General features: G+C 67.7%; 23 protein-coding genes. 11 read left to right on the forward strand and 12 right to left on the reverse strand.

The annotated features are described in order from the left end of the window. Positions 1-30: 30 nt before the first annotated feature. From ACODTJ_RS03715 to chpT, 3 genes are all read right to left on the reverse strand, one after another. Positions 31-531 (reverse strand): chemotaxis protein CheW, encoded by a 501-nt coding sequence (locus tag ACODTJ_RS03715; RefSeq protein ID WP_454655877.1) that lies wholly within the window; start codon positions 529-531, stop codon positions 31-33. Continuing rightward, positions 528-3,158 carry a chemotaxis protein CheW gene (locus ACODTJ_RS03720; RefSeq protein ID WP_454655878.1) on the reverse strand — a complete coding sequence of 877 codons (2,631 nt, stop codon included), beginning with the start codon at positions 3,156-3,158 and terminating at the stop codon, positions 528-530. The genes ACODTJ_RS03715 and ACODTJ_RS03720 overlap by 4 nt, the downstream gene beginning before the upstream one ends. A 94-nt stretch (positions 3,159-3,252) precedes the next feature. Next, positions 3,253-3,894 (reverse strand): histidine phosphotransferase ChpT, encoded by a 642-nt coding sequence (gene chpT, locus ACODTJ_RS03725; protein WP_454655879.1) that lies wholly within the window; start codon positions 3,892-3,894, stop codon positions 3,253-3,255. Between the two features lie 126 nt (positions 3,895-4,020). On the opposite strand from chpT, the gene ACODTJ_RS03730 reads away from it, so the two are divergent. After that, positions 4,021-4,854 carry a 3'(2'),5'-bisphosphate nucleotidase CysQ family protein gene (locus ACODTJ_RS03730; RefSeq protein ID WP_454655880.1) on the forward strand — a complete coding sequence of 278 codons (834 nt, stop codon included), beginning with the start codon at positions 4,021-4,023 and terminating at the stop codon, positions 4,852-4,854. Positions 4,855-4,865: 11 nt separating this feature from the next. On the opposite strand, the gene ACODTJ_RS03735 is transcribed toward ACODTJ_RS03730, so the two are convergent. Beyond that, positions 4,866-5,411: a YHS domain-containing (seleno)protein gene (locus tag ACODTJ_RS03735; protein ID WP_454655881.1), complete on the reverse strand. Its 546-nt coding sequence runs from the start codon at positions 5,409-5,411 to the stop codon at positions 4,866-4,868. Positions 5,412-5,771: 360 nt separating this feature from the next. Between ACODTJ_RS03735 and ACODTJ_RS03740 the strand changes: the two genes are divergently transcribed. The 4 genes from ACODTJ_RS03740 to ACODTJ_RS03755 all read left to right on the forward strand — a co-directional run bounded on the left by ACODTJ_RS03740 (position 5,772) and on the right by ACODTJ_RS03755 (position 9,576). After that, positions 5,772-6,293, forward strand: a complete 522-nt coding sequence (locus tag ACODTJ_RS03740) for a DUF1134 domain-containing protein (protein ID WP_454658955.1) — start codon at positions 5,772-5,774, stop codon at positions 6,291-6,293. Positions 6,294-6,408: 115 nt separating this feature from the next. After that, positions 6,409-7,653, forward strand: coding sequence for a coiled-coil domain-containing protein (locus ACODTJ_RS03745; protein ID WP_454655882.1), 1,245 nt, complete (start codon positions 6,409-6,411; stop codon positions 7,651-7,653). A gap of 124 nt (positions 7,654-7,777) precedes the next feature. After that, entirely contained in the window at positions 7,778-8,716 is a 939-nt protein-coding gene (locus ACODTJ_RS03750; RefSeq protein WP_454655883.1) for a sugar kinase, read from the forward strand. Then, positions 8,716-9,576, forward strand: coding sequence for a TIGR01459 family HAD-type hydrolase (locus ACODTJ_RS03755; protein WP_454655884.1), 861 nt, complete (start codon positions 8,716-8,718; stop codon positions 9,574-9,576). Before ACODTJ_RS03750 ends, ACODTJ_RS03755 begins: the two co-directional genes overlap by 1 nt. 9 nt (positions 9,577-9,585) lie before the next feature. On the opposite strand, the gene ACODTJ_RS03760 is transcribed toward ACODTJ_RS03755, so the two are convergent. From ACODTJ_RS03760 to ribA, 3 genes are all read right to left on the reverse strand, one after another. Continuing rightward, positions 9,586-11,115: an MFS transporter gene (locus ACODTJ_RS03760; RefSeq protein ID WP_454655885.1), complete on the reverse strand. Its 1,530-nt coding sequence runs from the start codon at positions 11,113-11,115 to the stop codon at positions 9,586-9,588. Between the two features lie 101 nt (positions 11,116-11,216). Further along, the gene (locus ACODTJ_RS03765) at positions 11,217-13,580 is read right to left on the reverse strand and encodes a glycosyltransferase family protein (protein WP_488847590.1); all 2,364 of its coding nucleotides are present in this window, start codon (positions 13,578-13,580) and stop codon (positions 11,217-11,219) included. A 31-nt stretch (positions 13,581-13,611) separates the two neighbouring features. Then, on the reverse strand, positions 13,612-14,739 hold the full coding sequence (ribA, locus tag ACODTJ_RS03770) for a GTP cyclohydrolase II RibA (RefSeq protein ID WP_454655887.1): 1,128 nt from the start codon (positions 14,737-14,739) through the stop codon (positions 13,612-13,614). A gap of 255 nt (positions 14,740-14,994) precedes the next feature. Between ribA and ACODTJ_RS03775 the strand changes: the two genes are divergently transcribed. Continuing rightward, entirely contained in the window at positions 14,995-15,558 is a 564-nt protein-coding gene (locus ACODTJ_RS03775; RefSeq protein ID WP_454655888.1) for a cytochrome b, read from the forward strand. Between the two features lie 242 nt (positions 15,559-15,800). Here the strand turns inward: ACODTJ_RS03775 and ACODTJ_RS03780 are convergent, their stop codons facing one another. The 4 genes from ACODTJ_RS03780 to ACODTJ_RS03795 are packed head-to-tail and all read right to left on the reverse strand — an operon-like array spanning position 15,801 to position 19,056. Next, the gene (locus tag ACODTJ_RS03780; RefSeq protein ID WP_454655889.1) at positions 15,801-16,640 is read right to left on the reverse strand and encodes a class I SAM-dependent methyltransferase; all 840 of its coding nucleotides are present in this window, start codon (positions 16,638-16,640) and stop codon (positions 15,801-15,803) included. Continuing rightward, positions 16,640-17,704, reverse strand: a complete 1,065-nt coding sequence (locus tag ACODTJ_RS03785) for a glycosyltransferase family 4 protein (RefSeq protein ID WP_454655890.1) — start codon at positions 17,702-17,704, stop codon at positions 16,640-16,642. The genes ACODTJ_RS03780 and ACODTJ_RS03785 overlap by 1 nt, the downstream gene beginning before the upstream one ends. After that, a complete protein-coding gene (locus tag ACODTJ_RS03790; RefSeq protein WP_454655891.1) occupies positions 17,701-18,102 on the reverse strand; it encodes a 6-pyruvoyl trahydropterin synthase family protein in 402 nt (133 codons plus the stop codon). Before ACODTJ_RS03790 ends, ACODTJ_RS03785 begins: the two co-directional genes overlap by 4 nt. A 36-nt stretch (positions 18,103-18,138) precedes the next feature. Next, positions 18,139-19,056 (reverse strand): zinc-dependent alcohol dehydrogenase, encoded by a 918-nt coding sequence (locus ACODTJ_RS03795; RefSeq protein WP_454655892.1) that lies wholly within the window; start codon positions 19,054-19,056, stop codon positions 18,139-18,141. Positions 19,057-19,212: 156 nt separating this feature from the next. Between ACODTJ_RS03795 and mdoH the strand changes: the two genes are divergently transcribed. Both mdoH and ACODTJ_RS03805 read left to right on the forward strand, forming a co-directional pair. Further along, on the forward strand, positions 19,213-21,027 hold the full coding sequence (gene mdoH, locus ACODTJ_RS03800) for a glucans biosynthesis glucosyltransferase MdoH (RefSeq protein ID WP_454655893.1): 1,815 nt from the start codon (positions 19,213-19,215) through the stop codon (positions 21,025-21,027). Further along, complete coding sequence (locus ACODTJ_RS03805; RefSeq protein ID WP_454655894.1) at positions 21,024-21,782, forward strand: FkbM family methyltransferase; 759 nt, start codon at positions 21,024-21,026, stop codon at positions 21,780-21,782. Before mdoH ends, ACODTJ_RS03805 begins: the two co-directional genes overlap by 4 nt. Positions 21,783-21,789: 7 nt before the next feature. Here ACODTJ_RS03805 and ACODTJ_RS03810 read toward each other — a convergent pair whose 3' ends face one another. Beyond that, complete coding sequence (locus ACODTJ_RS03810) at positions 21,790-22,182, reverse strand: hypothetical protein (protein ID WP_454655895.1); 393 nt, start codon at positions 22,180-22,182, stop codon at positions 21,790-21,792. Between the two features lie 177 nt (positions 22,183-22,359). On the opposite strand from ACODTJ_RS03810, the gene ACODTJ_RS03815 reads away from it, so the two are divergent. The 3 genes from ACODTJ_RS03815 (at position 22,360) to ACODTJ_RS03825 (ending at position 25,371) form a co-directional block, all read left to right on the forward strand. Next, on the forward strand, positions 22,360-23,337 hold the full coding sequence (locus tag ACODTJ_RS03815; protein ID WP_454655896.1) for a hypothetical protein: 978 nt from the start codon (positions 22,360-22,362) through the stop codon (positions 23,335-23,337). A gap of 250 nt (positions 23,338-23,587) precedes the next feature. After that, positions 23,588-24,367, forward strand: coding sequence for a 2-oxo-tetronate isomerase (gene otnI / locus ACODTJ_RS03820; RefSeq protein ID WP_454655897.1), 780 nt, complete (start codon positions 23,588-23,590; stop codon positions 24,365-24,367). After that, complete coding sequence (locus ACODTJ_RS03825) at positions 24,367-25,371, forward strand: glucokinase (RefSeq protein WP_454655898.1); 1,005 nt, start codon at positions 24,367-24,369, stop codon at positions 25,369-25,371. Before otnI ends, ACODTJ_RS03825 begins: the two co-directional genes overlap by 1 nt. Positions 25,372-25,392: the final 21 nt, after the last annotated feature.

Raw genomic sequence — 25,392 nt, forward strand, 5'->3', positions numbered from 1 at the left:
GACTGGGTCTCCAAAACTGTGGCGCGGCCGTCAGGCCGCGCTGCGAAGGTCGAGATCGAGGACGGCGTCGAGATCGAGCACCACGAGAAGCTCGTCAGCAAGGCGATGGATGCCCGTCGCCAGCGCCGCCCAGACGCGATCGAGATGAACCGGAAGCGGCTCGAAGGTGGACCGGTCGAGCCGGATCACCTCGCCGACCGCGTCGACGATGAGCGCATAGGCCTCGCCGCCGTGGTCGATGCCGATCGCCGTCAGTTCCTGGCGGCCCTGGCCGTCGAGCTTGAGCTCGACCGGACGCCCGAGCCGCTTGCGCAGGCAGATCGCGGTGACAATGCGGCCGCGCAGGTTGATCAGGCCGACGATCTCGTCAGGCGCACGCGGGACGACCGTGATGCGGTTGGCGATGAAGACGTCCTGGACGCGGCCGATCGGCAGACCAAGAAGCTGCTCGCCGATACGAATCGTCACATAGTCGAGCGAGTCGCCGAAACCGGACGCGGAGGAGGGGGCCTGTTGTTCGCTCGACATCATGCCGCATGCCTCAGGTCGGCGCCCGCCGTATTGAGCTCGCTCAGCAGGGCGCGGCGGTCGAATTTCGCGATGACGTCGTCGAGGCCGGCCTGGACCGCCCGCATGTGCAGGTCGGGCGTGGCGCAGGTCGTCAGGCCGAGGATGCGCAGGCGCTCGCCCTTGGCGCGCTCACGCAGGAGGGCGGCGAAGGCGAAGGCGGCCTCGCTGTCGCGGTCGAGATCGAGCAATGCGGTCAAGATCGGCTCGCCTGCCGTGGCCAGGGCTGCCTCGGTGAAATCGGCGATCGGCGCGATGATCCGCCCGGAGGCTCTCAACACCGGGCTCAGCATGTCGCGCAGGAAGTCGGAGGGTTCGACCAGCAGGATCCGGCCGGGAAGCTCCGCGCTACGCCCGGCCGCGAACCAGCCGGGCTCGTTCAGCGGCAGGTAGTGGGCGAGATCGAGGATGTCGGTGGCACGGCCTCGGATCATGGCCGAGCCGATGATGCCGCGTGCGTCGGCCGCTGCCATCTCGAGCTCGAAAGTATCCTCGACGATATCGACGATCGCCTCGACGGCGAGCGCGACGGTCAGGTCGCCGTTCGAGACGATGACGAGCGGCTGGATGCCCTCGGAGCGCAATTGCGTGCCCGCGACGGGCGTCACCGGGACGAGGCGCCCGCGATAATGCAGCAGGGTGCGGCCGCCGCTGCGCTGGAACTCGCCGGCCTCGATCTCCTCCAGCCGCGTCACGAGCGACAGGGGCAAGGCCTGGAGGCTGCCGGCGCCGGCTCTGAAGACGAGCATGGTCGCGCGCTCTCCGCGATGCACCTGGACCGCCGCCTCGCGCGGCTCCTCCTCCGCGTCCTCGGACGTCGTCGCGCCGACCAGGCGGGCGACGCCGTTGGGGTCGACGATGAGGACGACGGTGCCGTCGCCGAGGATGGTGTTGCCGGAGAACAGGTGGATGTGGCGAAGCTTGCTCGACATCGGCTTCACCACGATTTCCTCGGTGTGGAAGACGCTGTCGACGAGGATGCCGAACTGCCGCTCGCCGATCTGGGTGACGACGATAAAGCCTTCGCCATCCACACGCTTGGCGGTTTCCCGGCCCGGACAAGCCATCAGCCCCGGCAACGAGACGATCGGCAACAGGCGCCCGCGCAACCGCAGGACCGGCGCTCCGTTGATCTCTTCGATGCGATTGTCGTCGCCAGCCTTCGCCCGGACGAGTTCGCGCACCGCGATCTGGGGGATCGCATAACGATCCTCGCCGGCGACAACGATGAGCGCCGAGATGATCGCGAGCGTGAGCGGGATCTTGATGGTGATGGTCGTGCCGAGGCCCGGGCGGCTGGCGACGTCGACCGTGCCGCCGATCGAATCGACATTCGTCTTGACGACATCCATGCCGACGCCGCGACCCGAGACCGCTGTGACATTATCGGCGGTGGAGAAGCCGGGATGGAAGATGAAACGGCCGATCTGCGCGTCGCTGAGCCTTTCCAGCTCGGCCTCGGTCGCGAGGCCCTTGGCGATGGCCTTGCTGCGGATGCGCTCGATATCGAGGCCGCGCCCGTCATCGGCGATCGAGATCGTGACCGAACCACCCTCATGATAGGCGGCGAGGCGGATCGTGCCGTGATCGGGCTTGCCGGCCTGGCGCCGGTCGGCCGGCAGCTCGATCGCATGGTCGGCGCAGTTGCGGACCATGTGGATCAGCGGGTCCTTGATCAGGTCGAGGATCTGGCGGTCGAGCTCGGTCTCGGCGCCTTCGGTCAGAAGCTCGATGCGCTTGCCCAGTTCGGCGCTGAGATCGCGCACGATGCGCGGCAGCTTCGACCAGGCGTTGCCGATCGGCTGCATGCGCGTCTTCATCACGCCGTCCTGCAGCTCGGCGGTGATCAGCGAGAGACGCTGGAGCGGGGCCTTGAGCCCGGCATCCTCCTGTCGCCTTGCGACTTCGAGAAGCTGGTTGCGGGTCAGCACGAGCTCCGAGACCATCGTCATCAGATGCTCGATCGTGTCGACATTCACGCGCAGCGTGGCCGGGCCGCCGCTGCGCGACGGACTTGGGGAATCCTCTGTCGCCGCGGCCGCGGGTTCGCTGCCTTCGATGCGGCCATCGCGCCCGCGCTGCGGGCCGGGTGCGCTTTGGAAGACGACGTCCTCGACGCTTGCCGGGACGACAGCGGCCTGACCATGGCGGGCGAGATAGGCGGCGACCGGGTCGAGCGGCGTTTCCGTCGGAGCCTGCTGCCTGAGCTCGCTTTTGGCGTGCTCGGCCAGCGCGAACAACTCGCCGATCAGCGCTTCGTCGTTGCCCTCGGGCTCCTGCCCCTTCTCGGCGAGCTCGGCCAAAATATCCTTGATCCGGTCGATGGTCTCCAGGATTGCGGTGACGGCGATCGAATTGACGGTGGCGCCGTCGCGGAACTGCCCGATCACCGACTCGGCCGCGTGAGTCAGCGCCTCCAGCCGCGGAAGGCCGATGAAGCCGCAGGTACCCTTGACCGTGTGCACCAGCCTGAAGATGTTCCTCAGGATGTCGCGGTCGTTCGGGGCCTGCTCGAAGCGAACGAGCTCCCGATCGACCGTGTCGAGATTCTCGCCGGTCTCCGTCAGGAACTCTTGCAGCAGCTCGTCCATGCAGAAACTTCACTCAACGCGGAACGCTGCAGGAACTAAAGCAGGAGAACGGTTTATGATCGGTTGAGATCGCGTCTCGACCGGTAACGATCGTTCAGGCGGCCTTGGTGGCCTTGATCGTCACCGTATCGCCGTCGATCGCGAAGGTGATGTCCATCCCGGCTGCGCGGGCGACCATGCCGGTATAGAGCGGCTGGACGGCATGAGCGTCGATCGTGCCGGTTTCCGAACGCCCGGCCAGCAGTTCCTCGACATGGGCCGGAATCCGGGCATGCGAGCCGGTCGCCGTGATGTCGAACGTGCCCTGCTCGCCTTCGACCTTCGCGCGCGAGACGAGCTTGCCGCCGCGCGGCACGGCCTGCGTCGCGATGACCAGCAGGTTGAGCAGGAGCTTGACCTGGTTCTTCGGGAGAAGCGCGCGCGGGGCGTCCCAGTCGAGCGAGAGCTTCTCGTCGTTGAGGAAGCCGTTCGCGACATTGCCGGCATCGCCGAGATCGATCATCGCGCCGGCCGAACCGGCGGCGCCGAAGGCAAGGCGGGCGAATTGCAGACGGGCCGAGGCGGCCCGCGCGCTCTTCTTGATCAACTCCAGCGCGAAATCGCGCATCGACGGATCGTCTTCCTCCAGAACCTCGAGAGCGTTGACAATCGCGCCGACCGGGCTGATCACGTCGTGGCAGACGCGGCTGCAGAGAAGCGCAGCCAGATCGAGCGGCTCGAGCGAGATGTCGGTCATGGGGGCGAGGTCCTGGAAACGGGGATGCGCCGGAATTGAGGCGTCGTTGTCACTCGATATGCTGCTATCTTGGTTTTCATGTGGTTAATCGCCATATCGGGGCGGTTATGAGAAGGATGGGCCGCGATGATCGGCCATGACGATCCCCGCCTGCGCGACCGCGACGGGCTGGGGCGCAAATTGGCGGAAGCTGCCGGATTGAGTGCGGCCGTCCTGCTGGCGAAGCGGGCAGCGCGCGATGTCACGCTCAAGAGCGACGGCTCGCCGGTATGCTCGGCCGATCTTGCGGCCGATCACGCCGCCAAGGAAGCGTTGATGCGCCTGCTGCCCGGTTTTCCGATCGTCAGCGAGGAGACCGCCCAGAATCCGACACCCGGCGCGATCTTCATTCTGCTCGATCCGCTGGACGGCACGCGCGAGTTCCTCGCGGGCGGCGACAGCTATTGCGTTGCGATCGCCGTGGTCCGTGACGGCCGGCCGATCGCGGGCGCGATCGCGGCACCGGCCACAGGGCGGCTCTGGTTCTCCGGCAGCCATGCCTATGAACAGGATTTCGCCCCGGACGGTAGCCTTTTGGGCGAGGCGCGCCGGACGAGCGTTCGCGCGGTGCCGAACGAGGGGCCGGTCGCGCTGGTCAGCCGTTTCCACGGCGACGGCCGCAGCGACGGCATCGCGGCGGTGCTCTGCTGCAGTGAGGGGATTCCGGTTTCGTCGGCGGTGAAGTTCGGCATGATCGCCTCGGGCGAGGCCGATATCCATGTCCGTTGCGGCCAGACGATGGAATGGGATATCGCGGCCGGGGACGCCATCCTTTCGGCAGCGGGCGGGATCATCCTGACTCTGGACGGTACCTTGCCCGATTACGGCCGCAGCGAGCGGCAGTTCCGTAACTCACCCTTCGTGGCGGCTTCGAGCGAAGCGCTGGCGCGGCAGGCGATCGCCGGGGATTGCGGCGGCTGAGCCGCAGCGCTCTAGCGGGCGACGAAGCGCAGCACCGCGTTCCAGCGGCTTTCGGCCTGTGCCAGCAAGCCGGCTTCCCGCAGGAAGCGCTGGCGGTTTTCGGCCGAGCGGAACAGGTAAAGCCGCGATCCGATCACCGCGAACTGGCTGGGATCGCTTTCGACGGCGGCGCCATTGGCGACGCCGGTTGGGTCGAAACCGCCGAAAGCGGGCGCGTAGACCTGCGGAGCGTCGCGGAAGGCTTCGAGATTGGCCTGCGAGGCGAAGCGCCAGACGAACCGATCCTGGATCAGCTCGTATTCGGCGCGCCCGGCCATGGGACGCGCGCCGAGCCGATAGGAGACCGGGTCGAAGCCGCTGATGGCCAGCCCGTTGTGCAGGTCCCGCTGCATCACCTCGCCGAGCGAGGGCAGGTCCGGCATGGCCGGGAAGGGCACGGGTATCGCCGCAGCCGGCACCGCCGAAGGCGTGCTGGCGCGGGCAGCCTGCCCAGCCACGGAGAGCGAGAGGAAGGCGGCGGCAAGCGAGATCCAACGCTGCCTTGTTGCGGCCTTCATCGCATCAAATCCTCATTGAGGTCCCATCCCGGGCCGAACGGCTCTCCGGAATCTTCACGCCTTGGATAGATTTGCGGCGTATCAAATCCGTTACCGAATTGATTCGCATTCGCTGATCGTCGTGATTCGACGTTCGGTCGGGCGGCGGATGGCCCAGGATCGGCCTGCCCCCCGGCCCGTATCGCATCCATCCCGAGCCGGCTGCCGTGCAGCCGCCACCGGTGCCGAGCGGACGGACGATCGAACCGCCCCGGCGCTCTGCCTTGTCTGGCGCCCTGCCTGGAGATGTCGCTGATGACCCAGACCCGCCGCAACCTGATCACGGGCGGTCTCGCCGTGGCCGGCGCGAGCCTGAGCGGGATGCCGCTTCCGGCGCTCGCCCAGAAATACAATGAGCAGCAGTCGTTCAGCCAGAACGAACTCGTCGGCTCCGGCCACAAGTTCTTCGGCAACGTCTCGCGCGGTCTCGCGCTGACGATCGAAGAGGCGGTGCGCCGCTGGGGCGAGCCGAACGGCTATGTCCTCGGCCAGGAAGCATCGGGCGCCTTCGTCGGCGGGCTGCGCTACGGCGAGGGCCAGCTCTATACGCGCAATGCCGGCGACCGCCGCGTCTTCTGGCAGGGACCTTCGATCGGCTTCGATTTCGGCGGCGAGGGCGCCCGCACGATGATGCTGGTCTATAACCTGCCGGTGGTCGATGCGCTCTATCAGCGCTTCGCCGGCATCGACGGCTCCGCCTATTTCATCGGCGGCTTCGGCTTCACCGCGCTGACGGCGGGCGGCATCATGGTCGTTCCGATCCGCACCGGTGTCGGCTGGCGTCTCGGCGTCAATCTCGGCTATCTCAAGTTCACGCCGCAGGCGACCTGGAACCCGTTCTAGTCGCGGCGATTGCTTGGGCAGGACATAGCGCCGTCACGTCCGGGCGACGCTCTCTGGCCATGACGCCGCCGCCATGGCAGATTCGACCTCAGCCCTCAGCCGGGAGTTCTGAGACTTGATCGAAGCCGCCATGCTGTTCGCGCTCGGCTTCCTCTGCGCCGCTCTGCTGGCCCTGGCGGCCGTGCCGGCGCTGGCGCGGCGGGCCGACAGGCTGGCGCGCAAGCGGGCCGAAGCGGCATTCCCGCTCTCTCTTGCCGAAATTGCCGCCGATCGCGACCATCTGCGCGCCGAGCTTGCCCTGCGCATGCGCTCAGTCGAGCAGGATGCCGAGCGCGGCTTCGCCGCGAGGGCCGGCGCGATGCAGGAGGTCGGCCGGCGCGACATGACGATTGGCCGGCAGGAACGCGAACTCGGCGAGCGCGACAGCCGCATCGGCGGGCTCGAAACCGATCTGGCGACGACATGCAGCGAGCTTGCCGACACCAGGGCCGCGCTTGCGAGCGAGCGCAGTGGCCATGGCGAAACGACGGCCACTCTGGAAAAGCGTGTGGCGGATCTCGCGAGCCTCGAACGCAGTCTGGAAGAGACCCGTTCGGCTTTGACCGGCACCGGCGCCGATCTGGTGGCGCGGAGCGGCGAACTGGATCGGGAGCGCGAGACCGTCGGGCGGATCGAAACCCTGTTGGCCGAGCGCGAGCGGGAACTGGCCGAAAGCCGCAGCGGCGCCGAGAAGCTGCGCGTCGCGCAGGTCGAGGACGGAACCCGCATCATGGTGCTGCAGACCAAGGGCGACGAACTCGCCGGCAAGCTCGCGGCGACCGAGGAGCGTCTCGCCGGCAGCGAGGCGAAACTTCGTGCGATGACCGGCGAGCGCGATGGCGAGCGGGTGCGGGCCGATGCCTACAGCGCGAGAGCCGCACAGGCCGAGGCTGGACTTGCCGCGGCCGATGCCCGTGCCAGCGCGACGGGCGTGGCGGCGCAGCAGCTCGAAACGCGGCTTCGGCAGGAAGAGGCCGAACACGCCGTTACCAGGGACGCACAAGAGACGCTGGAACAGGCGCTGGCCATGGCGAAGGATGACCATGAGGCCGCCAAGCGGCGAAACCGGGAGGAGGTCACGGCCTTGCAGGATGCCCAGAATGAACGCGAGAGCCAGGTCGAGATGCTGCGGGCCGAGCTTCAGACGCTTCAGGGCGCGCTGACCCAGGCCCGCGCCGATCGCACCCAACTCATGGACGAGATTTCGGCCCTGCGCCGTGCCGGAGGCGAAGGGCTCGACCACGCGGCCTTGCGCCAGGAGATCGTCTCTCTGGCCGACAGGCTCATGAGCGCGGCCCCGAAGCGGGAAGCGGCGGAGTAGGTGGTTGAGGCCGGGCATTCCCGGCTGCCGAACTCTTCGCCGACAACCGGATTTCACTTTGCCATTCGATGCTCTAGGAAGACGGTGCTCCCGGCGTTCCCGCGCCATCTGAATGGTTTGAAACGTGACCGACAGCCGCTTCGATCTTCTTTGCCTCGGCGAACCGCTCGGCGAGTTCAATGCGACCCGTGCCGAGAGCGGCGCCTTCCTGTTCGGCCATGGCGGCGACACCTCGAACTGTGCGGTCGCGGCGGCGCGCCAGGGCGTGTCGGTCGGCTATCTCGGTGCACTCGGCGATGACAGCGCCGGCCATTCGATCCGCGGCCTGTGGAAGCGCGAGGGCGTCGATGACAGCCATGTCGCGACCCATCCGAGCGCGCCGACCGGCCTCTATTTCGTCGATCACGGCCCTTCCGGCCATGTCTTCTCCTATCTGCGCGCCGGTTCGGCCGCGAGCCTCTACGGCCCGCGCGACCTGCCGCGCGACCTGATCCGCTCCGCCCGGATCATCCAGGCCTCCGGCATCAGCCAGGCGATCTCGGCCAGCGCCTGCGATGCCGTGTTCGACGCGTTCGATACCGCGCGCAAGGCCGGCGTGCTCACCGCCTACGATACCAACCTGCGGCTCAAGCTCTGGCCACTGACCCGCGCCAGGGCGATCATCCATGCCGCCTGTGCCATGGCGGATATCATCCTGCCCGGCCTCGACGATGCGACGCAGCTCACCGGCCTGAACAATCCCGATGCCATCGTTGATTTCTATCTCGGGCTCGGTGCGCGCGTGGTCGCGCTGACGCTCGGCCATGAGGGCTCGCTGGTGGCGACGCCGGTGCGGCGCGAGCGCTTCCGGCCGATCAAGGTCGATGCGATCGACGCGACTGGCGCGGGCGATTGCTATGACGGCGCTTTCCTCGCCGAATACCTGCGGACGGGTGATGCCTTCGCCGCTGGTGCCTACGCCAATGTCGCAGCCGCCTTGTCGACGCTGGGCTATGGCGCGGTCGCGCCGCTGCCGCGCCGTGCCGATGTCGAGGCGCGCATCGCCGCGGAGGCGCGTTCCTGATGAGTGTTCCGGTTCTGAAGCAGGCGGGCGATCTCCTCGCCCGCTACGATGTGCTGATCAGCGATGTCTGGGGCGTCGTGCATGACGGGCTCTGGGCGCTGGAGCCGGCCTGCGAGGCGCTGATGGCCTATCGCGAGCGCGGCGGCGCCGTGGTCCTGCTCTCGAACGCGCCGGGGCCGTCGCAGCAGGTCGCCGGGCTGCTCGACGCCAAGCGCGTGCCGCGAGAGGCCTGGGACCGGCTCGTGACCTCCGGCGACGTCACGCGCGCCCTGATCGCTCAGAGCCACCACAACCAAGCCTATCATATCGGCTGGCAGAGCGACCGGGCCGTGTTCGACGGGCTCGATGTCACGCTCGTCGATGAGGACGAGGCCGATATCGTCGTCGCGACCGAGCTCAACGACTACCGCACCGAGACGCCGGAGCAGTACCGGCCGCTGCTCGAGCGTTTCGCCCGGCGCGGCCTGCCCTTCATCTGCGGCAATCCCGATCTCGTCGTGCATGTCGGTGAGGACCTGTTGCCCTGTGCCGGTGCTCTCGCGACGATCTACGAGGAGCTCGGCGGTTCCGTCGCCTGGGCCGGCAAGCCCTATCGCCCCGCCTATGACCTTGCGCTGGCGGGTGCTGCCGATGCGCGTGGCGGCCGTTCGGTCGAGCCCGCCAAGGTGCTGGTGATCGGCGACGCGGTTCGCACCGACCTCGCCGGGGCGCGCCTGATGGGCTTCGACAGCCTGTTCATCGCCGGTGGCATCCACCGCGACGAAACGATGCGCGGCGGGGAGGTCGACGCGCCCGGCCTCGCCAAGGTGCTGGACGGACTGCCCGTCCAGCCGATCGCGGCGATGGGCGCGCTGGCCTAAGACCAGTTTTCAGTGCGCGTCGCCCGTGCGGGCGTCGCGCAGGGTCGTCAGCGTGATGACCATGCAGAGCAGCATGCCGATGATCGAGAGTACGGCGGCTGCGCGGAAGCCGACCATGAAGGCTTCGCTGGCGCGCGCCAGCATCGGTCCGGCCTGATCGGGCGAGAGCCCCGTTGCCAGCGCCAGCGCACCGCCCAAAGTCGAGCGTGCGGGAGCCAGCGCATCCGTACTGACGCCGGACACCGCGACATCCGCCATGCGGCTGCGATAGAGCGCGGCACCCAGGCTGCCGAGCACGGCGATGCCGAGCGCACCGCCGAGTTCGGCCGAGGTTTCCGACATGGCCGAGGCCGCGCCGGTGCGCTCGGGCGGGGCCGAGCCGACGACGATGCCGGTCGTCAGCGTGATCACCGGCGTGAAGCCGATCGAGAACACGACCGAGGCCGCGACGATCTGGATCAGGCTCGGCGCGAAGACGAGCCAGACGAAGCCGAGCGCCGAGAGCGCCATGCCGCCGGCCATCAGCGTCGCCGGCTTGTAGCGCCCGACCAGAGCCGGCGTCACGAAGGAGGCGAGCGTGAAGGCGACCGCCGAGGGCAGCGACCAGAGCCCGGCCTGCAGCGGCGTCAAACCGGCGACGAGCTGGAAATACTGCGCCAGGAAGATGAAGCTACCGAACATGAAGAGGATGCCGGCGAGGTTGATCGCCAGCGCCGCCCGGAAAGCCGGGATGCGGAACATGGCGAGATCGACCATAGGGTCGGCAAGCCGCTTCTGGCGGCGGATGAAGATCAGGACGAAGGCGAGGCCGACGAGGATGGCTGCTGCGGCCAGCCAGTCGAAGCTCTCGGCTGCCCAGTGCTTGATGCCGTAGACGAGGCTCAGCACGGCCGCGAGCGAAAGCAGCGCGCTGAAGACATCGAGGCTACCGGCGTTGGGAGCACGATATTCCGGCAGCAGGATCGGCCCGATCGCGAGCAGCAGGAGCATCGGCGGCACGGCGATCAGGAAGACTGAGCCCCACCAGAAATACTCGATCAGGAAGCCGCCGACGACCGGGCCGATGATGGCGCCGGCCGAGAAGCTGGCGATCCACATCGAGATCGCGAAGGTGCGCTCCTTCTCGTCGGTGAACATCACCGTGATCAGCGAGAGGGTGGAGGGCGCCAGCGTCGCGCCGGCGATGCCGAGCACGGCGCGCATCGCGATCAGCATTTCCGCGCTGTTCGAGAAGGCGGCGACCGTCGAGGCCACACCGAAGAAGGCGGCGCCGATCATCAGCAGGCGGCGGCGGCCGATGCGGTCTCCCAGCGTGCCCATGGTCATCAGGAAGCCGGCGACCATGAAGCCGTAGATGTCGATGATCCAGAGGAGCTGGCTGGCGCTCGGCTTCAATTCACGCGTCAGCGTCGGCACGGCGAGGTTCAGCACCGTCAGATCCATCGAATAGATCATGCAGGGCAGGGCGATCGCGATCAGGCCGAGCCATTCGCGCCGTGTCGCCTTCTCGCTTCGGGTCGAAGCGGATGCCGTCGTCATCGTCGTCTCGCAAGTCTGGTTGTCAGGCGGGCTCTCTGCCACGACAGCGCGGCGGAAATTGGCAGGAGAGGCGATTCTCGCCTCTCGCTGGGGCCGGCGGGCTAACCGGGCTGCGTTGCCGGAGGCTTGCGCAGATGTGCCCCGATGTCGTGCCAGAGCCCTTGCAACGGGCGGAAGACGAAGCGCACCGTCGATTTGCCGGGCGGCACGACGACGGCTCGGAACAGAACATTGGCGCGCAGCAATTCCGCCGGCTGGCCGTCGATCTCGACCTGCCACCAATGATGCCAGACATCGTTGAGCACGAGATAGCCGCCCCGCGCCGTCTCGGCCGCGAGCGTCACGGTCGTGGTGCCGTAGTCGCGGATCGCGACGCTGTTCGGCCCGAGCGGCCCGGTGGGCAAGGGCGGGGGATCGCGGTCGAGCAGGACGGTGCGGCGCGGGTCGAAACCTTGAGGCCATTCGCCGGTCTTGAGGATCGCGTCGAAATCCGCTTTCCGGGCATCGGTCAGCAGCAGCACGCGGGGCAGGGCGCGCGGGTTTTCGTAGACGAAGGCGTCCTTGGTCCGGGCGATCTGCTTGAGGTCGCCGGGTTTAAGGTGCTTGTCGATCTGCTCGACCGGCACTCCGGTCGCGATGAAGCGCAGGCCCAGCATGTCGGCAAGCAGCGAGCGGTAACTCGGCATCAGCGGGGAGAAGGTGCGTTGATCGGGCAGGGCGACATGATCGCCGGCGCCGGTCGCCTTGCTGTAGAGGCCCAGCCGCAGCGGGTTGTAGCCCAGCGTGTTGTCGAGATCGTGGACGAGGCTGGCATTCGGCCAATGGAAATCGATGGCCGCTAGCTCGATCCGGTCGCGCCGGTCGGGGGCCATGGTGCCAGCGGTCTCGCGCTTCAGCAGGGCGATGGTGTCGTTGCTGCTGTCCCGGCGCAGCACGTCATAGGTCGATGCGGGCAGGGCGGTGGATTCGCTCGGGCCGTTATTGACCGCGAGATCCATGGTCAGCGTTGCGGCCAGCACCAGGGTGGCTGCGAGGGCCGCGCCTCGCCCCGCGAGCCCGCGTGCGGCAATGAGGCCGCCGAGCGAAAGCATGCCGCAGAGCGTCGCGATGACGAGCGGCACGGTCGCGACCGGGATGCGCCCGACCGTCCAGGCGAGCCAGAGAGCGAGAGCGAGAGCGCCGGCAAAGATCAGCGCTTCGAGCGCGATCTGCCAGGGCCGTGCCTTCGGGGCAGTGCCGGTCATGACGAGATGGGTCAGGTAGCCGCCGAGCAGGGCAAGCAGCGCGCCGAGGATGAAGAGCGCGTCGGCCGGGCGGCGGTAGAAGCTGATGCCGGGCAGTTCGAACAGCACGCGGAAGGCCGGGGTGTAGCGGCCAAGCGCGAAGAGCAGGATAATGATCGCGGCGATGGTGAGCGGGACGATCTCGCGCCGCCAGAGCGCGCCGCGGACGAGGCCCACCGTGAGGATCAGGCCCATCGGCAGCAGGCCGAGATAGAGCTGGCTCATGTTGCGGGCGAGGAAGAGGCCGAGCGGGCCGAAGCGCGCTTCCCATGCCGGGCTCGGCGCGCCCCAGAAATCCGCGAGCGGACCGGCCGCGCCATAGAGATTGGCGAAGAGCCCGGTGAGGAGGGCCGCCGGATGCAGCGAGCCCTTGCCGGCCTCGACGAAATCGATGACGGGCCGGTTCGATTCCTGCGCGATGAAGGCGGTCAGCAGGATCGGGACGGTCGCGACGAGGACGGCGCCGAGCGTGCCGGCGATGAGCGGCGGCAAGCTGGCGCGGAAGGCGCGCCATGGGCTCTGCGCCATCAAGATGGCGGCGATGGTGAGTCCGGCGAGCACATAGACGCCCAGCAGAGCAACCTGATCGCGGCCCAGAACCATGAAGCCGGAGACGATGCCGGCGGCGAAGCCATAGCCGATCGAGCCGCGCTCCAGCGCTCGCGAGAGCAGGAAGAGCGTCACCGCGAAATAGCCGAGGCTGAGCACCTGCCCGACATGCTGGATGCGCCAGGCGGCGGCCGCGCCGAAGGCGAAGGAGAGGGCCGCGACCACGGCACCGGCCGGATGCCAGCCGCGGTCACGGAAGATCAGGACGATGGCAAGCGCCCCGAGCAGCAAGGTGCCCAGCACGGCGCCGTCGCTCCAGCGGAAGTCGGGGGCCGGGTTCAGCGCTGCGATCAGGGCGAAGGACGGCGAAAAGATCAGGGATTGCGGATCGGCGACCTGCGGGGAGCCGGAGAAGACATAGGGCGTCCAGAACGGCGAGAGGCCCTTGTGGAAGGCATCGGCGAGGAACTGGAGCTGCGGGTGGAAATGCGCCTTGGCATCCCAGGGAATGGTGAGCGTGCCTGACAGCCACGGCCAGGACAGGGCAAGCCAGGCGATGAACACGATTGCGCAGACACTGGCGAGCGGCCAGCGTGCGGGACTGTCGGGCGAGGTGCTTTCGGGCGCGGGCATCAGCCTGGCCTGATCACGGGCGGGAACGCGGTCAATCCGTTGGGGCGGCGCGCGCCATCAGCGCGTCCATGTCGATGAAATGGCCGGCACGGTCACGCTTGGAGGCGAGATAGCGGACATTATGCGCATTCGGGCGCCCGAGAACCCGCTGCGTCGCGGCGACCTCGAGTCCGGCAGCCTCGATCGCGCCGATCTTCTGCGGGTTGTTGGTGAGAGCCACGACGCTGGCAACGCCGAGCTGCTTCAGCATCGTCGCGGCGAAGTCGAAATGGCGCTGGTCCAGATCGAAGCCGAGCACCTCGTCGGCGTCATAGGTGTCCCAGCCCTGGCTCTGCAGCTTGTAGGCGCGCATCTTGTTGGAGATGCCGTTGCCGCGCCCTTCCTGGTCGAGATAGAGCAGAATGCCGCCTTCGTTCTCGGCCATCCACTGCACGGTCTCGCGGAGCTGGTCGCCGCAATCGCATTTCAGCGAGCCGAACAGGTCCCCGGTCAGGCAGGCCGAGTGGAGGCGCACCGGTACGGCAGCCGACAGATCAGGCTTGCCGACGATGATCGCAACCTGGTCGCGCAGGCCTTCGCCGCCGCGGAAGACGACGAATTCGGTCTCCGGCGCGCCTTCGAGCGGCACCGGCGCGCGGCCGACGATCTTCAACGTCGCCGCCTGCTCGGCGCGGTAGCCGTTCACGGCGGCGATCCCGATCTCGATCAGCGGCTCGCCGGCGACAGTCTCAGCGCTCACGGGGACGATGATGACAGCCGGCAGCACGAGCGAGAGGCGCGCCAGCTCAAGCGCGGCTTCGTCGAGGGTGGAGGCTGGGGCTACGGGCGCATCCATGCGGCTGTCGATTTTGAGCGCGAGCGTCTCGATGCGGCCGGTATCGATGGTCGGCAGCGCGAAGATGCCGGTCTCCAGGCGCCCCTTGGCGCCGAGGCGGCGCAGGCGCGCGGCGCTCAGTACGAGATGGCCGCGGCCCTGCGCCAGCGTGTCGAAGCGACGGGCGAGGTCGGCGTCGGCGAGCTCGGCGGAGAGGGCCAGCGCAAGGCGCTCGCCATCTCGGAACAGGACCGGGCGGCCGGCGCGGAACTCGGCGATCACCCGTTCGACCTTCACCAGATCTGTCTTGAGGGATGGGCCGAAGAGCGTACGCGACTCAGGCATCGAAAAGTCCGTCAGATTGGGCCGGCGACCGGCCGAGGGGCATCCAGGGCACCATCGGGTCTCGATATAGGGCCTCGCTGCCCGATCCACCAGCAACGTGGCCGGCACGGAACCGGTTCCACGATCAAAACCACGTCAGATGGCTTCTGTCGGCAGGCGGGAGCGGGAACCTTCGCAGCGGATCGCCGTCCTATGGGCGCATCCGCTTGAACGTGAGATGAATGGCGTCCCGGTTGAAGGTGAGGAGACTTTCCAATGCAAGGCGAAATGCCGGCTACCCGCGTCTACAGCCCGGTCGCCCGGACGTTGCACTGGATCACGGTGGCCGCGGTCTTCGTGATGATCCCGGTCGGGCTCACGATGAGCTATCGCGGCAATGTGCTGAATATCTGGGACGGGCTGACCAACGGCCTCTACAGCGCGCATAAGCTCACCGGCTTCCTGCTGTTGTGGCTGATGGCCGGCCGACTCGCCTATCGCCTGCTGCACGGTGCTCCTCCGGACGAGCCGACGCTGGCCTGGTGGCAGAAGGCAGCCTCGCATCTGGTGCATTGGCTACTTTACGGTCTGCTGCTTGTCGTGCCGTTGCTCGGCTGGATCGGCGTCTCACTGTTCCCGGCGCTGACGATCTTCGATCTGTTCGACCTGCCGGCGCTGGCGAAGCCCAATGAGGAAGCGGCCAAGCGCGTGCTCGATGTGCATGGCAAGCTCGCGCTGGCGATCGGAGCGCTCGCCCTGATCCATATCGGCGCGGCTCTGCACCACTACCTGATCCTCAAGGATGGTGTGATGCGGCGCATGCTGCCTTGGCTGAAATAGAATTTCCAGGAGGGAGAGGCCGCGGGCCTGAGCCTGGAATCCATTGAACACGGCGCTGTTGCAGCTCGTCATGCTCGCCCTTGTGGCGAGCATCCACGTCTTGGACACCGCACGGCACTAAAGGAGACGTGGATGGTCGGGACAAGCCCGACCATGACGGGAACGCTGGGTTCACGCATTCCTGGCTCATTGCTGCGCAATGCCCCGGAAAGACGGCGCGGTTCCGTGGAGACACGTCAAGTTCAGATTGGCCGGGCCCAGAGGTCCTGATGGCCGATCATCGCCGACTGAGCCTCTCGGCGCGCCGCGAGCCAGTCCGCGATTGCCTTGGGATCGAGACGGCCGGTCTCGCCGACGGCCGCGGCGATGCCTTCCGCCAGCGCTTCCTGCAAGGGCCGGCGCTTGGCGTCGAGCAGCCAGTTGCTGTCGCCGCTCGAGACGGCGAAGCCCGACTTGCGGAAGGCCTCGGCCATGATCTCGCAGGCTTTCGGGCCGGCGGCCGGCCCAAAGCCCTTGTCGCCGTGCTGGTGATCGGTGAAGGCGGCATGGATGCCGGTGTCGGCCGGATGCTCCGGCTGCCAGGTCTCGCGGCCGTCATAGGTCAGCACGGCGTAGAGCGGCAGATGCTGGCTGGCGAGCGCCGCGACGAAACGCTCGATCCAGCGCCTCGAAACGAGATCGAAGAGCGCGGCGGCCGTGACGAGGTCGGGCTGCCAGCCCAGCACCCATTCGAGATCGGTGTTCAGGTCGACCTTGCGGGTGTCGACCGTGATCGTCTTGTCGCCCTTGGCGAGCACGAGCTCCTCGCCCTGCTCGCGTGCTTCGTCGGCCCAGTCGGTGAGGCGCTGGCGGGCGAAGGCGAGGAGTTCGGCGTCGTGGTCGACCAGCGTCCAGTGCTGGCGATCGGGCAGGGCGGCATAGGTTGCGCGCAGGTTGGAGCCGGCGCCGCAGCCGAGATCGAGCACCGAGAGCGAGGCCTTGTCGGTAAAATGGCCGCCGACGGCGGCGAGAACCTGCGGATTGCGCGCCGCATGATCGGCTGGCTCGCGCAAGGCGAGCCATTCCGGAGAGAAACCTGCCATCACCCCACCTTTCGGCCGTCGTCGCGCCGGCACATTTCGGCGACGATGCGCGCGGTCTCGCTCCAACGCGGCAGCTCGCCGGCGGCGGCCCACGCGGCATCGGCACGCTGCCGACGCTCTGCCGGCGCATCAATCAGTCTCGCAAGGGCCTTGGCAAGTGCCGCGGCGTCGCCGGGCGCCACCTTGAGGGCAGCGGCGTCCGGCAGGGCCTCGGCGCCGGCGCCGCTCAGCGTCGTGACGATCGGCAGGCCGCGCGCGAGCGCCTCGGTCAGCACCATGCCGTAGCCCTCGTAGAGCGACGACATCACGAAAAGATCGGCTTCATCATAGAGTTGCGCGAGTTTTTCGGTGCCGACGCCACCGGTCAGCACGATGCGTTCGGCAAGGCCGGCGCGAGCGATGCCGTCGCACAATTCCGCCGCCGTTCCCGGAGCATGATCGGACGAGCCGGTGATGGTCAGGGTCCAGGAGCGGTCTGCGATGGCCCGCAGCGCCTCGATGAGGACGCCATAGCCTTTGCGGGGAATGAGGGACCCGACGGCGAGCATGTGCAGCGTATCACTGCGGCCGGAGCCTTTCGCACGCGGTGCGGGGTCAGTGCCGGGGATAGCGATTGCGATCTTGCCGGCCGAGACGTCGAACTCCGCTTCCAGCATCCGTTTCGTCGCGGGACTGGTGACCACGATGGCGCGCGCATGGCGCAGCGTCAGCGTTTCGCTTCGCCGCAACGTTTCGGCCATCTCCGGGCTGTGCCCCGTCTCCAGCGCCAGCGGGTGATGCACCAGCGCAACCAGCCGATCCGCGAAACGCGCCGCGAGCGCTCCCGGGAAGGCGCCACAGGCGAGGCCGTCGACGAGCAGGAGGTCGCCGGCCCCAGTCGCGGCGAGCAATTGTTCGGTCGCAGCGAGGTCGGCTTTTGTGGGAAAAGGAAAGGAGCCGGGCAGGGCGAGGTGGCGGGCCTCGATGCCGGCCTCCCGCCATTCGCGCAGAAGGCGCCGGTCGTAGCCGTAGCCGCCAGTGGGCGCATCGATGTCGCCGGGAATGGCGAAGACGATGCCGCTCACGCCAGCGCGCCCTCGTAGCTGGCGCGGGCGAGGTCCGTTTCGTGCAGGGTCACGCGAATCCTGTCCAAGCCTGCGCCGTCGGCACCGAGCGCGCCGGATTTCGCCGCCGCCGCCATGGCGTCGAAGATGTGCTTGCAGAGGAACTCGGTGGTGGTCAGCACGCCCGCGAATTGCGGGAGGGCGTCGAGGTTCTGATACTTCAGCGGCTTCAGCGTTTCGGCGAGGGTGTCGAGCGCGGCGCCGATATCGACGACGACGTTCTGCCGGTTCAGCGTCTCCCGGAAGAAGGCGACGTCGATCACGAAGGTGGCGCCGTGCATGTTCTGCGCCGGACCGAAGAAGGGATCGGGCAGGGAATGGCCGATCATGATGCGGTCGCGGACTTCGACGGAAAACATGCGATCTCCCGGAGATGGGTTGGCAATGCGGCCCGGTTAGGGCTGCGTTTCATAGCAAATCGCGGCGGTCAGGCCAGCGGCGCCGGGCGCGAGCAGGCCGGGCAGGCGCTGGGGCAACTCGCGGAAGGCAATCTCGCCGGTGATCAGCGCATCGAGCCTGTCGTCGGTGAGCAGTGCCATCGCGGCTTGCGCGCGGCGGGCGTAATCCCAGCGTGCGCGTCGCGAGGCCGATACCAAGCCGACCTGCGACGAGATCAGTTGCAAGCGGCGTGCATGGAAGGCGCCGCCGAGCGTGGCGGGCACGGCACCTTCGCCATACCAGCTGAGCTCGACGATGCGCGCCTCGGTACCGGCTACCGCGATGGCGGTTTCGAGGCCCGCCGCCGTTGCGCTGGCGTGGAATACGAGATCGGCGTCGCGGGGGGCGGCATCGGGCAAGGCGAAGCCAAAGCCCAGTGTCGCGGCAAGAGCGGCCCGGCTCGGCTCGACATCGACGAGCGTGACCTCGGCTCCCGGCAAGCGCGCGGCCAGCCAGGCGACGAGCAGGCCGAGAACGCCGCCGCCGACGATCACGATCCTGTCAGCGGGGCCGGAGCCGGCATCCCAATGGGCGTTGAGCGCCGTTTCCATATTCGCGGCAAGGATGGCGCGCCGGGCCGGCACCGTGTCCGGCACCGGGACAAGGCTGCTGCGTGGCGCAACGAAGCGATCCTGATGCGGATGCAGGCAGAAGGCGATGCGCCCGAGCATGTCCTGCGGGCCGGCATCGACACGGCCGACGGCGCAATAGCCGTATTTGACGGGGAACGGAAAGCTGCCCTGCTGGAATGGCGCGCGCATGCGCTCATGCTCCGAGACCGGCACGCGGCCTTCGCAGACCAGCCGCTCGGTGCCGCGGCTGACACCGCTCCAGAGCGTGGTGAGGAGGCAGTCATCTGGGCCGAGGGTGGACAAGGCGACTTCATTCAGGTTGCATTCACGGGGCGCTGTATACCAAAGCGCAAGAGCCTTTACCCTTGCGTCAGTCGATTTTGCAGGCTTTAGCTCCCGCGCCATTCGCGTCCGATCCCGTCCGTCCGAGCCTGTCTGCCTACCATGACAGAGACCGCCATGAACCAGCGTTCCGCTCCGACCACGTTCCGGCGGGCGACGCAAGAGGCCGGGCCGAACGGTCTGACGCCGGCCGGGCTGCAGGCCGAAACGGTGTTGAGCCGCCGCCGGTTCCTCGTCCTCGCCTTGAATCTCGTCACGCTGGCCCTGCTGCTCGCCGGGCTGGCGCGCGTGCTGGGTGCGGGCGGCTGGAGCGTCGTGGACGTCGCGATCTTCATCGCCTTCCTGTTTGGCGCGCCCTGGACCGTGCTCGGCTTCTGGAACGCCGCGATCGGGCTCTGGCTCCTGCATGGCAAGGCGGATGGGCTTGCCGAAGTTGCGCCCTTCGTTGCGGCCGGCGAGGACACGATGCCGCTGACCTTGCGCTCCGCCGTGCTGATGACGCTGCGCAACGAGGACCCGGCGCGGGCCTTTCGGCGCTTGAGGGTCGTCAAGGACAGCCTCGATGCGACCGGCGAGGGCGCCTGGTTCGACTATTTCGTGCTGTCGGACACCAACGATCCCGCCGTTGCCGCAGCCGAGCAGACGCTGGCCGAAGCGTGGGCGCGCGAACTCGGCGATCCGGCGCGGCTGACCTATCGCCGCCGTGACGACAATGCCGGGTTCAAGGCCGGCAATCTCCGCGATTTCTGCGAGCGCTGGGGTGAGCGCTATGAATTGATGCTGCCGCTCGATGCTGACAGCGTCATGGCGGGCGAGACGATCCTCGGCATGGCCCGAATGATGCAGGCCCATCCGAAGCTCGGAATCCTGCAGAGTCTCGTGGTCGGCATGCCCAGCAATTCGGCCTTCGCCCGCATCTTCCAGTTCGGCATGCGCCACGGCATGCGGCCCTACACGATGGGCTCGGCCTGGTGGGGCGGCGATTGCGGGCCGTTCTGGGGACATAATGCGCTGGTGCGGATCGCGCCGTTCCGCGATCACTGCCATCTGCCGGTGTTGCCGGGCGGGCCGCCTCTTGGCGGCGCGGTGATGAGCCATGATCAGGTCGAGGCGACCTTGATGCGCCGCGCCGGCTACGAGGTGCGCGTGCTGCCGGTCGAGGGCGGGAGCTGGGAAGAGAACCCGCCGACCATGCTGGAATTCGCCAAGCGCGACCTGCGCTGGTGCCTCGGCAACCTGCAATATCTTAGGCTGATCGATCTCCCCGGTCTCAAGCCGATGAGCCGCTTCCAGCTCATCTGGGCGATCCTGATGTTCCTCGGCCTGCCGGCCTGGACGCTGATGATCGCGCTTCTCCCTCTCAAGGTCTTCGAGGATCGGGCGATTGCCGACTACCCGGTCGTGCTGGCCGGCGGGCTCTACCTGCTGTTCCTGGCGATGTATCTCTCGCCGAAGCTCGCGGGCTTTGCCGACATCCTGCTGACGCGAGGTGGTGTCGAACGCTATGGCGGCAGGGCACGCTTCCTCGCCTCGGCGGCGATCGAGCTTGCGTTTTCGTTCCTGCAAGGCGCGGTCTCGAGCTTCCGCACGACGCTGTTCATGATCGGCCTCGCCTTCGGCCGAGCGAGGATCGGCTGGAACGGGCAGGCGCGCGACGCCCATGCCCTGTCCTTCGCCACGGCCTTCGCCGGCTTGTGGCCGCATCTGCTGTTCGGGGCCTATCTCTTCCTCACGCTGGGCCTGATGGCCCCGGCGGTTCTGGTCTGGTCGCTGCCGCTCACCGCGGGCTATGTGCTGGCGATCCCCTTCGCCGTGCTGACGGCGGCGCCGGCCTGCGGCGCCTGGCTGGTGCGGCGCGGGCTCTGCGGCATCCCTGAGGATTTCAACCTGCCGCCGGTGCTGGCCGCGATCCGCGACGGAGAGGTGGCATGAACGCGGTCACCTATCCCAAGGGAACGGTGAAGGCGCTGTCGCGCTCGCTGCGCATCTATCACGGTGATAAGGAGCGCCATGCGGCGATGGACCGGCTCTACGGGGCGTTCCTATCGCCGGGCGATCTCGCCTTCGATATCGGCGCCCATGTCGGCGACCGGATCTCCTCCTTCCGCCGGCTGGGCGCGCGCGTCGTCGCGCTGGAGCCGCAGCCCGGTCCGGCCCGCGTCATCCGTCTGATCCATCGGCGCGATTCGCTGGTAACGCTGGTCGAGGCGGCCTGCGGCGACCATGAGGGATCGATCGCGCTCAGGATCAACAGCAAGAATCCGACGGTCTCAACCGCCTCGGCTGCCTTCATCGGCGCTGCGGCGGGTGCCGGAGGCTGGGAGGGACAGGTCTGGGACCATGAGATCGCAGTGCCCTGCACCACGCTCGACCGGTTGATCCTGCGCTACGGCCTGCCGAAGCTGCTCAAGATCGATGTCGAGGGTTTCGAGGCGCATGTGCTGGCCGGCCTGACCAAGGCGGTTCCGGTGATCTCCTTCGAATTCACGACGATCCAGCGCGAGGTTGCCGAAGCCTGTCTCGTGCTGCTGGAAACGCTCGGCCCCTATCGCTTCAATGTCGCGATCGGCGAGAGCCAGATGCTTGAGCTCGGCGAGCCGGCGAGTGCGGACGCGATGGGCGATTACCTGCGCGGGCTGCCGCACGAGGCCAATTCGGGCGATGTCTACGCCATCCTGACCAGCTGAGGCAGCCTTAGAGGCTGCTCGCGCCAAGCCAGGCGAGGATCGCGGCGACCAGCAGGCTCAACCAGCCGGGATGGCGCCCGCGCGTCGCGAACAGCACCAGCGCCGAACCCGCCAGCGAGGCTGCGATCGCGACCTTCAGCAGCCACGCATTCGGCAGAGGCGTAGCCGGCGCCTGCGCGATCGCGATCAGGATCGCGGCAAGCGCCCAGCCGAGGATGCTGACGAGGTGCCAGCTCGCCCAGAGGATCCGGATATGGCGTTCCCGGAGCGGCGGGCCGCCTTCAGTCGGAACGATGCCGCCGCTGCGCAGTTGCCGGAAGATCAGGATTTCGCCGACGACCGAATGGACCAGCGCCGTCAACGCCATCACCACCCCGGCACCCAAAAGCAGCGGCTGCATCGATCGCTCCGTCGGTTCCGGGGATGGGAACTTTTGCGGCTTCCGTTCTTAGCAGTGCTGCATCGGCCGCCGGAAGCGGGCTCGTTGTCGCGGCTGCCGCGGTTTCGCCACAAGCCGGTCAGCCGCGGTTCATCTGGCAGCGCTCAGGCTGCCTAGACCTCATCATCAGGGATCATCATGGCTCGTTGTCTTCGCCCGCTCGTGGTTTCGCTCGCTCTCCTCGCCTCGCTGACGGTCGCGCGGGCAGCTGGGGACGTCGCCGTCGAGGTGAAGAACGAATCCGAGCCGGTGCTCTGCGCCGAGAAGGACAACGTCACGATCAAGGCGGTCTCGCCCGAGGTCCGGCGCTTCCAGATCGAGGCGGCGCATCCAGCCTATGTCGCCGGGCTCGTGCGCGACAACTGGGATGCCGACTGGACGAATTGCGACATGAAGGGCGATCCGTCCTTCGCGCCGCCGACACCGCCGCGCCGCGTCACCTTCTATGAATCGATCGACTATTGGCTGGTCGGCTACACCTTCCCGAGCTTCTGGCGTCCTGCGGAAGCGACCTTCCGCGTCGGCGATCGCGTCGAGAAGGGCCTGCATCTGGTCCAGCTCTGGAAGCTCGGCAAGGACAAGTCGCATGAGGTGCTGGTCGTCTATCCGCAGGATGGCAACTGGCGTGCTCGGCCGCTGCCGCCGGAGCATCTCGGCTTCTCCTCCTATGGCTCGTCCTTCCTGTTCGGGCCGATCGAGCAGGAGGGGCGCCCGGTCGTGAACATCAAGGAGATCGAATTCGACCCGAAGACGCTGACCTTCAAGCTGAACTTCAAGGACGGCTCGTCCGGCAGTCTCAAGCTCGACAGCGTCGACGAGAACCGGATGGTGCTCGATGCCGTGCTCGACAAGCCGGTGACCGGCGGCAAGGGTTTCCTGGCGCTGCGCTCGATGTATGTCACCGAGTTCAACAACGACGTCGCCCGCATCGCGCTGCGTGAGCCCGGCGCCAAGGGCTGGCGCGAGGAAGCGCTGATGTCCTATCCTGGCGGCAAGGCGACCGATATCTGGATGGGGCGCACGACGCATTCGCGCCACAACACCTCCTCGCCCGACATGGTGTTCCGACGCTTCTCGACCGATCCGAACCCGCCGCCGAAGCCCGAGAAGAAGTGAGGTTTAAAGCGGCTGCGGCGTCAAGGTGATGTCATCCCGGACAAGCGGCGTAGCCGCGCCGATCCGGGATCCATGCCTGAACCGTTCCGGGTTGGATCCCGGGTCTGCGCTTCGCTCCGCCCGGGATGACCTGCCCTGTGGTTGATGGTGTAGCGGAACGCATTGCCTCCCTGCCGCGTTTGGCCATGACGCGGCGGGCGCATCGGTTTAGCCTGCGGCGACCGATACCGCCCAGCCTGCAGAGAGACCCATGCCGCGTTTTGCCGCCAACCTGTCGATGATGTTCACCGAATGGGAGTTCCTCGACCGCTTCAGGGCGGCTGCCGAGGCGGGCTTCGAGGCGGTCGAATTCCTGTTCCCCTATGAGCATACGCCCGAGCAGATCGGGCTTGCGCTGGCGGGCAGCGGGCTCACGCAGGCGCTCTACAACCTGCCGCCCGGCGATTTCGGCAGGGGCGAGCGCGGGATCGCGGCGTTGGCGGGCCGTGAGGACGAGTTCCGGGCCGCGGTCGATACCGCGTTGACTTATGTCCACGAGACCGGGGTCAAGCGCCTGCACATGATGGCGGGGCTCGCCGATCCCAACGACCCCGTCGCGCAGAAGACCTATCGGGCCTCGCTCGCCTATGCCGCCGACAAGCTCGGCGAGCACGGCATCGATCTCCTGCTGGAGCCGATCAACGGCAAGGATATGCCGGGCTATTTCCTCAACGATTTCGGCCAGGCAGCGGCCTATGTCCGCGAATCCGGCCGGCCCAATGTCCGGCTGCAATTCGACATGTATCATTGCGAGCTGATCCATGGCGACGTATCGGCCAAGCTCAAGGCGCTCTACCCGCTCGTCGGCCATGTCCAGATCGCCCGCGCCGATGGCCGGCATGAGCCCGATGCCTCGGGGCCTGATTATCCGACGCTGTTCAACGAACTCGACGGTCTCGGGTATGATGGCTTCGTCGGCTGCGAGTACCGGCCGGAGGCCGGCACGCTCGAAGGGCTCGGCTGGTTCGCGCCCTGGCGGAAGCCGCTCTGATGCGCCCGCCCTCGATCTCCTATCCGGTCCTGGTCGCCGATATCGGCGGCACCAATTGCCGCCTCTCGCTGGTAAGCGATTCGGAGTGCGCGCACCGGCCGCTCGCGCGGATCGGCACGGGCAGCTATCCGACGGCGGAGTCCGCCTTCGCTGCCGTGCTCGCTGATCTCCAGGAGAAGCCGCGCTCGGCCGTGCTCGCCGTCGCCGGCCCTCTCGACGGGCGGGAGGCGCAACTGACCAATGCGGTCTGGCATCTCGATGGCCCGCGGATCGCGACTGCGCTCGGCCTGAGCCAGGGATTGATGGTCAATGATTTCGAGGCGCTCTCGGCCTCGCTCGCCGTGTTGAAGCCCAGCGATCTCACGACACTGGTCGAGGGTGATCCCGAGCCTGATGGCGTGCGGCTGGTGCTGGGGCCGGGAACCGGTTTCGGCGCGGCAGCACTGCTGATGCGTGGCGAGCGCGGCATGCTGATACCCACCGAATCCGGCCATATCGGCATCGGCCCGGAGGATCAGACGGAGCAGAAAATCTGGCCGGCGCTGAGCGAGGGCATCCCGCGCCTCACCGTCGAGCATCTTCTGAGCGGTGACGGGCTGGTGCGCCTGCACAAGGCAGTGGCCCGGACCTCGGGCATGTTGGAGGCCGAGGTCAGCGCAGCCGATGTCTCCCACCTCGCGCATGACGGCGATCCGGCGGCGCTGATGGCCGTCGTCTGCTTCTGGCGCCTGCTGGCGCGTGTCGCCGGCGATCTCGCGCTGGTCTTCAAGGCGACCGGTGGTGTCTTCATCGCCGGCGGCATCGCGCCGCATCTGCTGCCGCTCGCGGACAAGGCGGCGATTCGCGCAGCCTTCGCGGACAAGCCGCCGATGGAGGAGCTGGCGGAGCGTTTCGCCCTGCATGTCATCACCGCGACGGACGCAGCCGAGCAGGGGCTCGCGGCGATCGCCGCCAATCTCCATCGCTTCGGGCTCGACGATCCCAGGCGGCTGTGGTTTGGCTGAGCGGCCTTCTCACCACGTCGC

It is taken from the genome of Allobosea sp. FG18, assembly GCF_057809495.1.

What these genes read in the sequence shown, in the direction of transcription:
- ACODTJ_RS03715 (WP_454655877.1), bottom strand. Translation starts at nt 531, where the DNA reads ATGATGTCGAGCGAACAACAGGCCCCCTCCTCCGCGTCCGGTTTCGGC.
- ACODTJ_RS03720 (WP_454655878.1), bottom strand. Translation starts at nt 3,158, where the DNA reads ATGGACGAGCTGCTGCAAGAGTTCCTGACGGAGACCGGCGAGAATCTC.
- chpT (WP_454655879.1), bottom strand. Translation starts at nt 3,894, where the DNA reads ATGACCGACATCTCGCTCGAGCCGCTCGATCTGGCTGCGCTTCTCTGC.
- ACODTJ_RS03730 (WP_454655880.1), top strand. Translation starts at nt 4,021, where the DNA reads ATGATCGGCCATGACGATCCCCGCCTGCGCGACCGCGACGGGCTGGGG.
- ACODTJ_RS03735 (WP_454655881.1), bottom strand. Translation starts at nt 5,411, where the DNA reads ATGAAGGCCGCAACAAGGCAGCGTTGGATCTCGCTTGCCGCCGCCTTC.
- ACODTJ_RS03740 (WP_454658955.1), top strand. Translation starts at nt 5,772, where the DNA reads ATGCCGCTTCCGGCGCTCGCCCAGAAATACAATGAGCAGCAGTCGTTC.
- ACODTJ_RS03755 (WP_454655884.1), top strand. Translation starts at nt 8,716, where the DNA reads ATGAGTGTTCCGGTTCTGAAGCAGGCGGGCGATCTCCTCGCCCGCTAC.
- ACODTJ_RS03760 (WP_454655885.1), bottom strand. Translation starts at nt 11,115, where the DNA reads ATGACGACGGCATCCGCTTCGACCCGAAGCGAGAAGGCGACACGGCGC.
- ACODTJ_RS03765 (WP_488847590.1), bottom strand. Translation starts at nt 13,580, where the DNA reads ATGCCCGCGCCCGAAAGCACCTCGCCCGACAGTCCCGCACGCTGGCCG.
- ribA (WP_454655887.1), bottom strand. Translation starts at nt 14,739, where the DNA reads ATGCCTGAGTCGCGTACGCTCTTCGGCCCATCCCTCAAGACAGATCTG.
- ACODTJ_RS03775 (WP_454655888.1), top strand. Translation starts at nt 14,995, where the DNA reads ATGCAAGGCGAAATGCCGGCTACCCGCGTCTACAGCCCGGTCGCCCGG.
- ACODTJ_RS03780 (WP_454655889.1), bottom strand. Translation starts at nt 16,640, where the DNA reads ATGGCAGGTTTCTCTCCGGAATGGCTCGCCTTGCGCGAGCCAGCCGAT.
- ACODTJ_RS03790 (WP_454655891.1), bottom strand. Translation starts at nt 18,102, where the DNA reads ATGTTTTCCGTCGAAGTCCGCGACCGCATCATGATCGGCCATTCCCTG.
- mdoH (WP_454655893.1), top strand. Translation starts at nt 19,213, where the DNA reads ATGAACCAGCGTTCCGCTCCGACCACGTTCCGGCGGGCGACGCAAGAG.
- ACODTJ_RS03805 (WP_454655894.1), top strand. Translation starts at nt 21,024, where the DNA reads ATGAACGCGGTCACCTATCCCAAGGGAACGGTGAAGGCGCTGTCGCGC.
- ACODTJ_RS03810 (WP_454655895.1), bottom strand. Translation starts at nt 22,182, where the DNA reads ATGCAGCCGCTGCTTTTGGGTGCCGGGGTGGTGATGGCGTTGACGGCG.
- ACODTJ_RS03815 (WP_454655896.1), top strand. Translation starts at nt 22,360, where the DNA reads ATGGCTCGTTGTCTTCGCCCGCTCGTGGTTTCGCTCGCTCTCCTCGCC.
- otnI (WP_454655897.1), top strand. Translation starts at nt 23,588, where the DNA reads ATGCCGCGTTTTGCCGCCAACCTGTCGATGATGTTCACCGAATGGGAG.
- ACODTJ_RS03825 (WP_454655898.1), top strand. Translation starts at nt 24,367, where the DNA reads ATGCGCCCGCCCTCGATCTCCTATCCGGTCCTGGTCGCCGATATCGGC.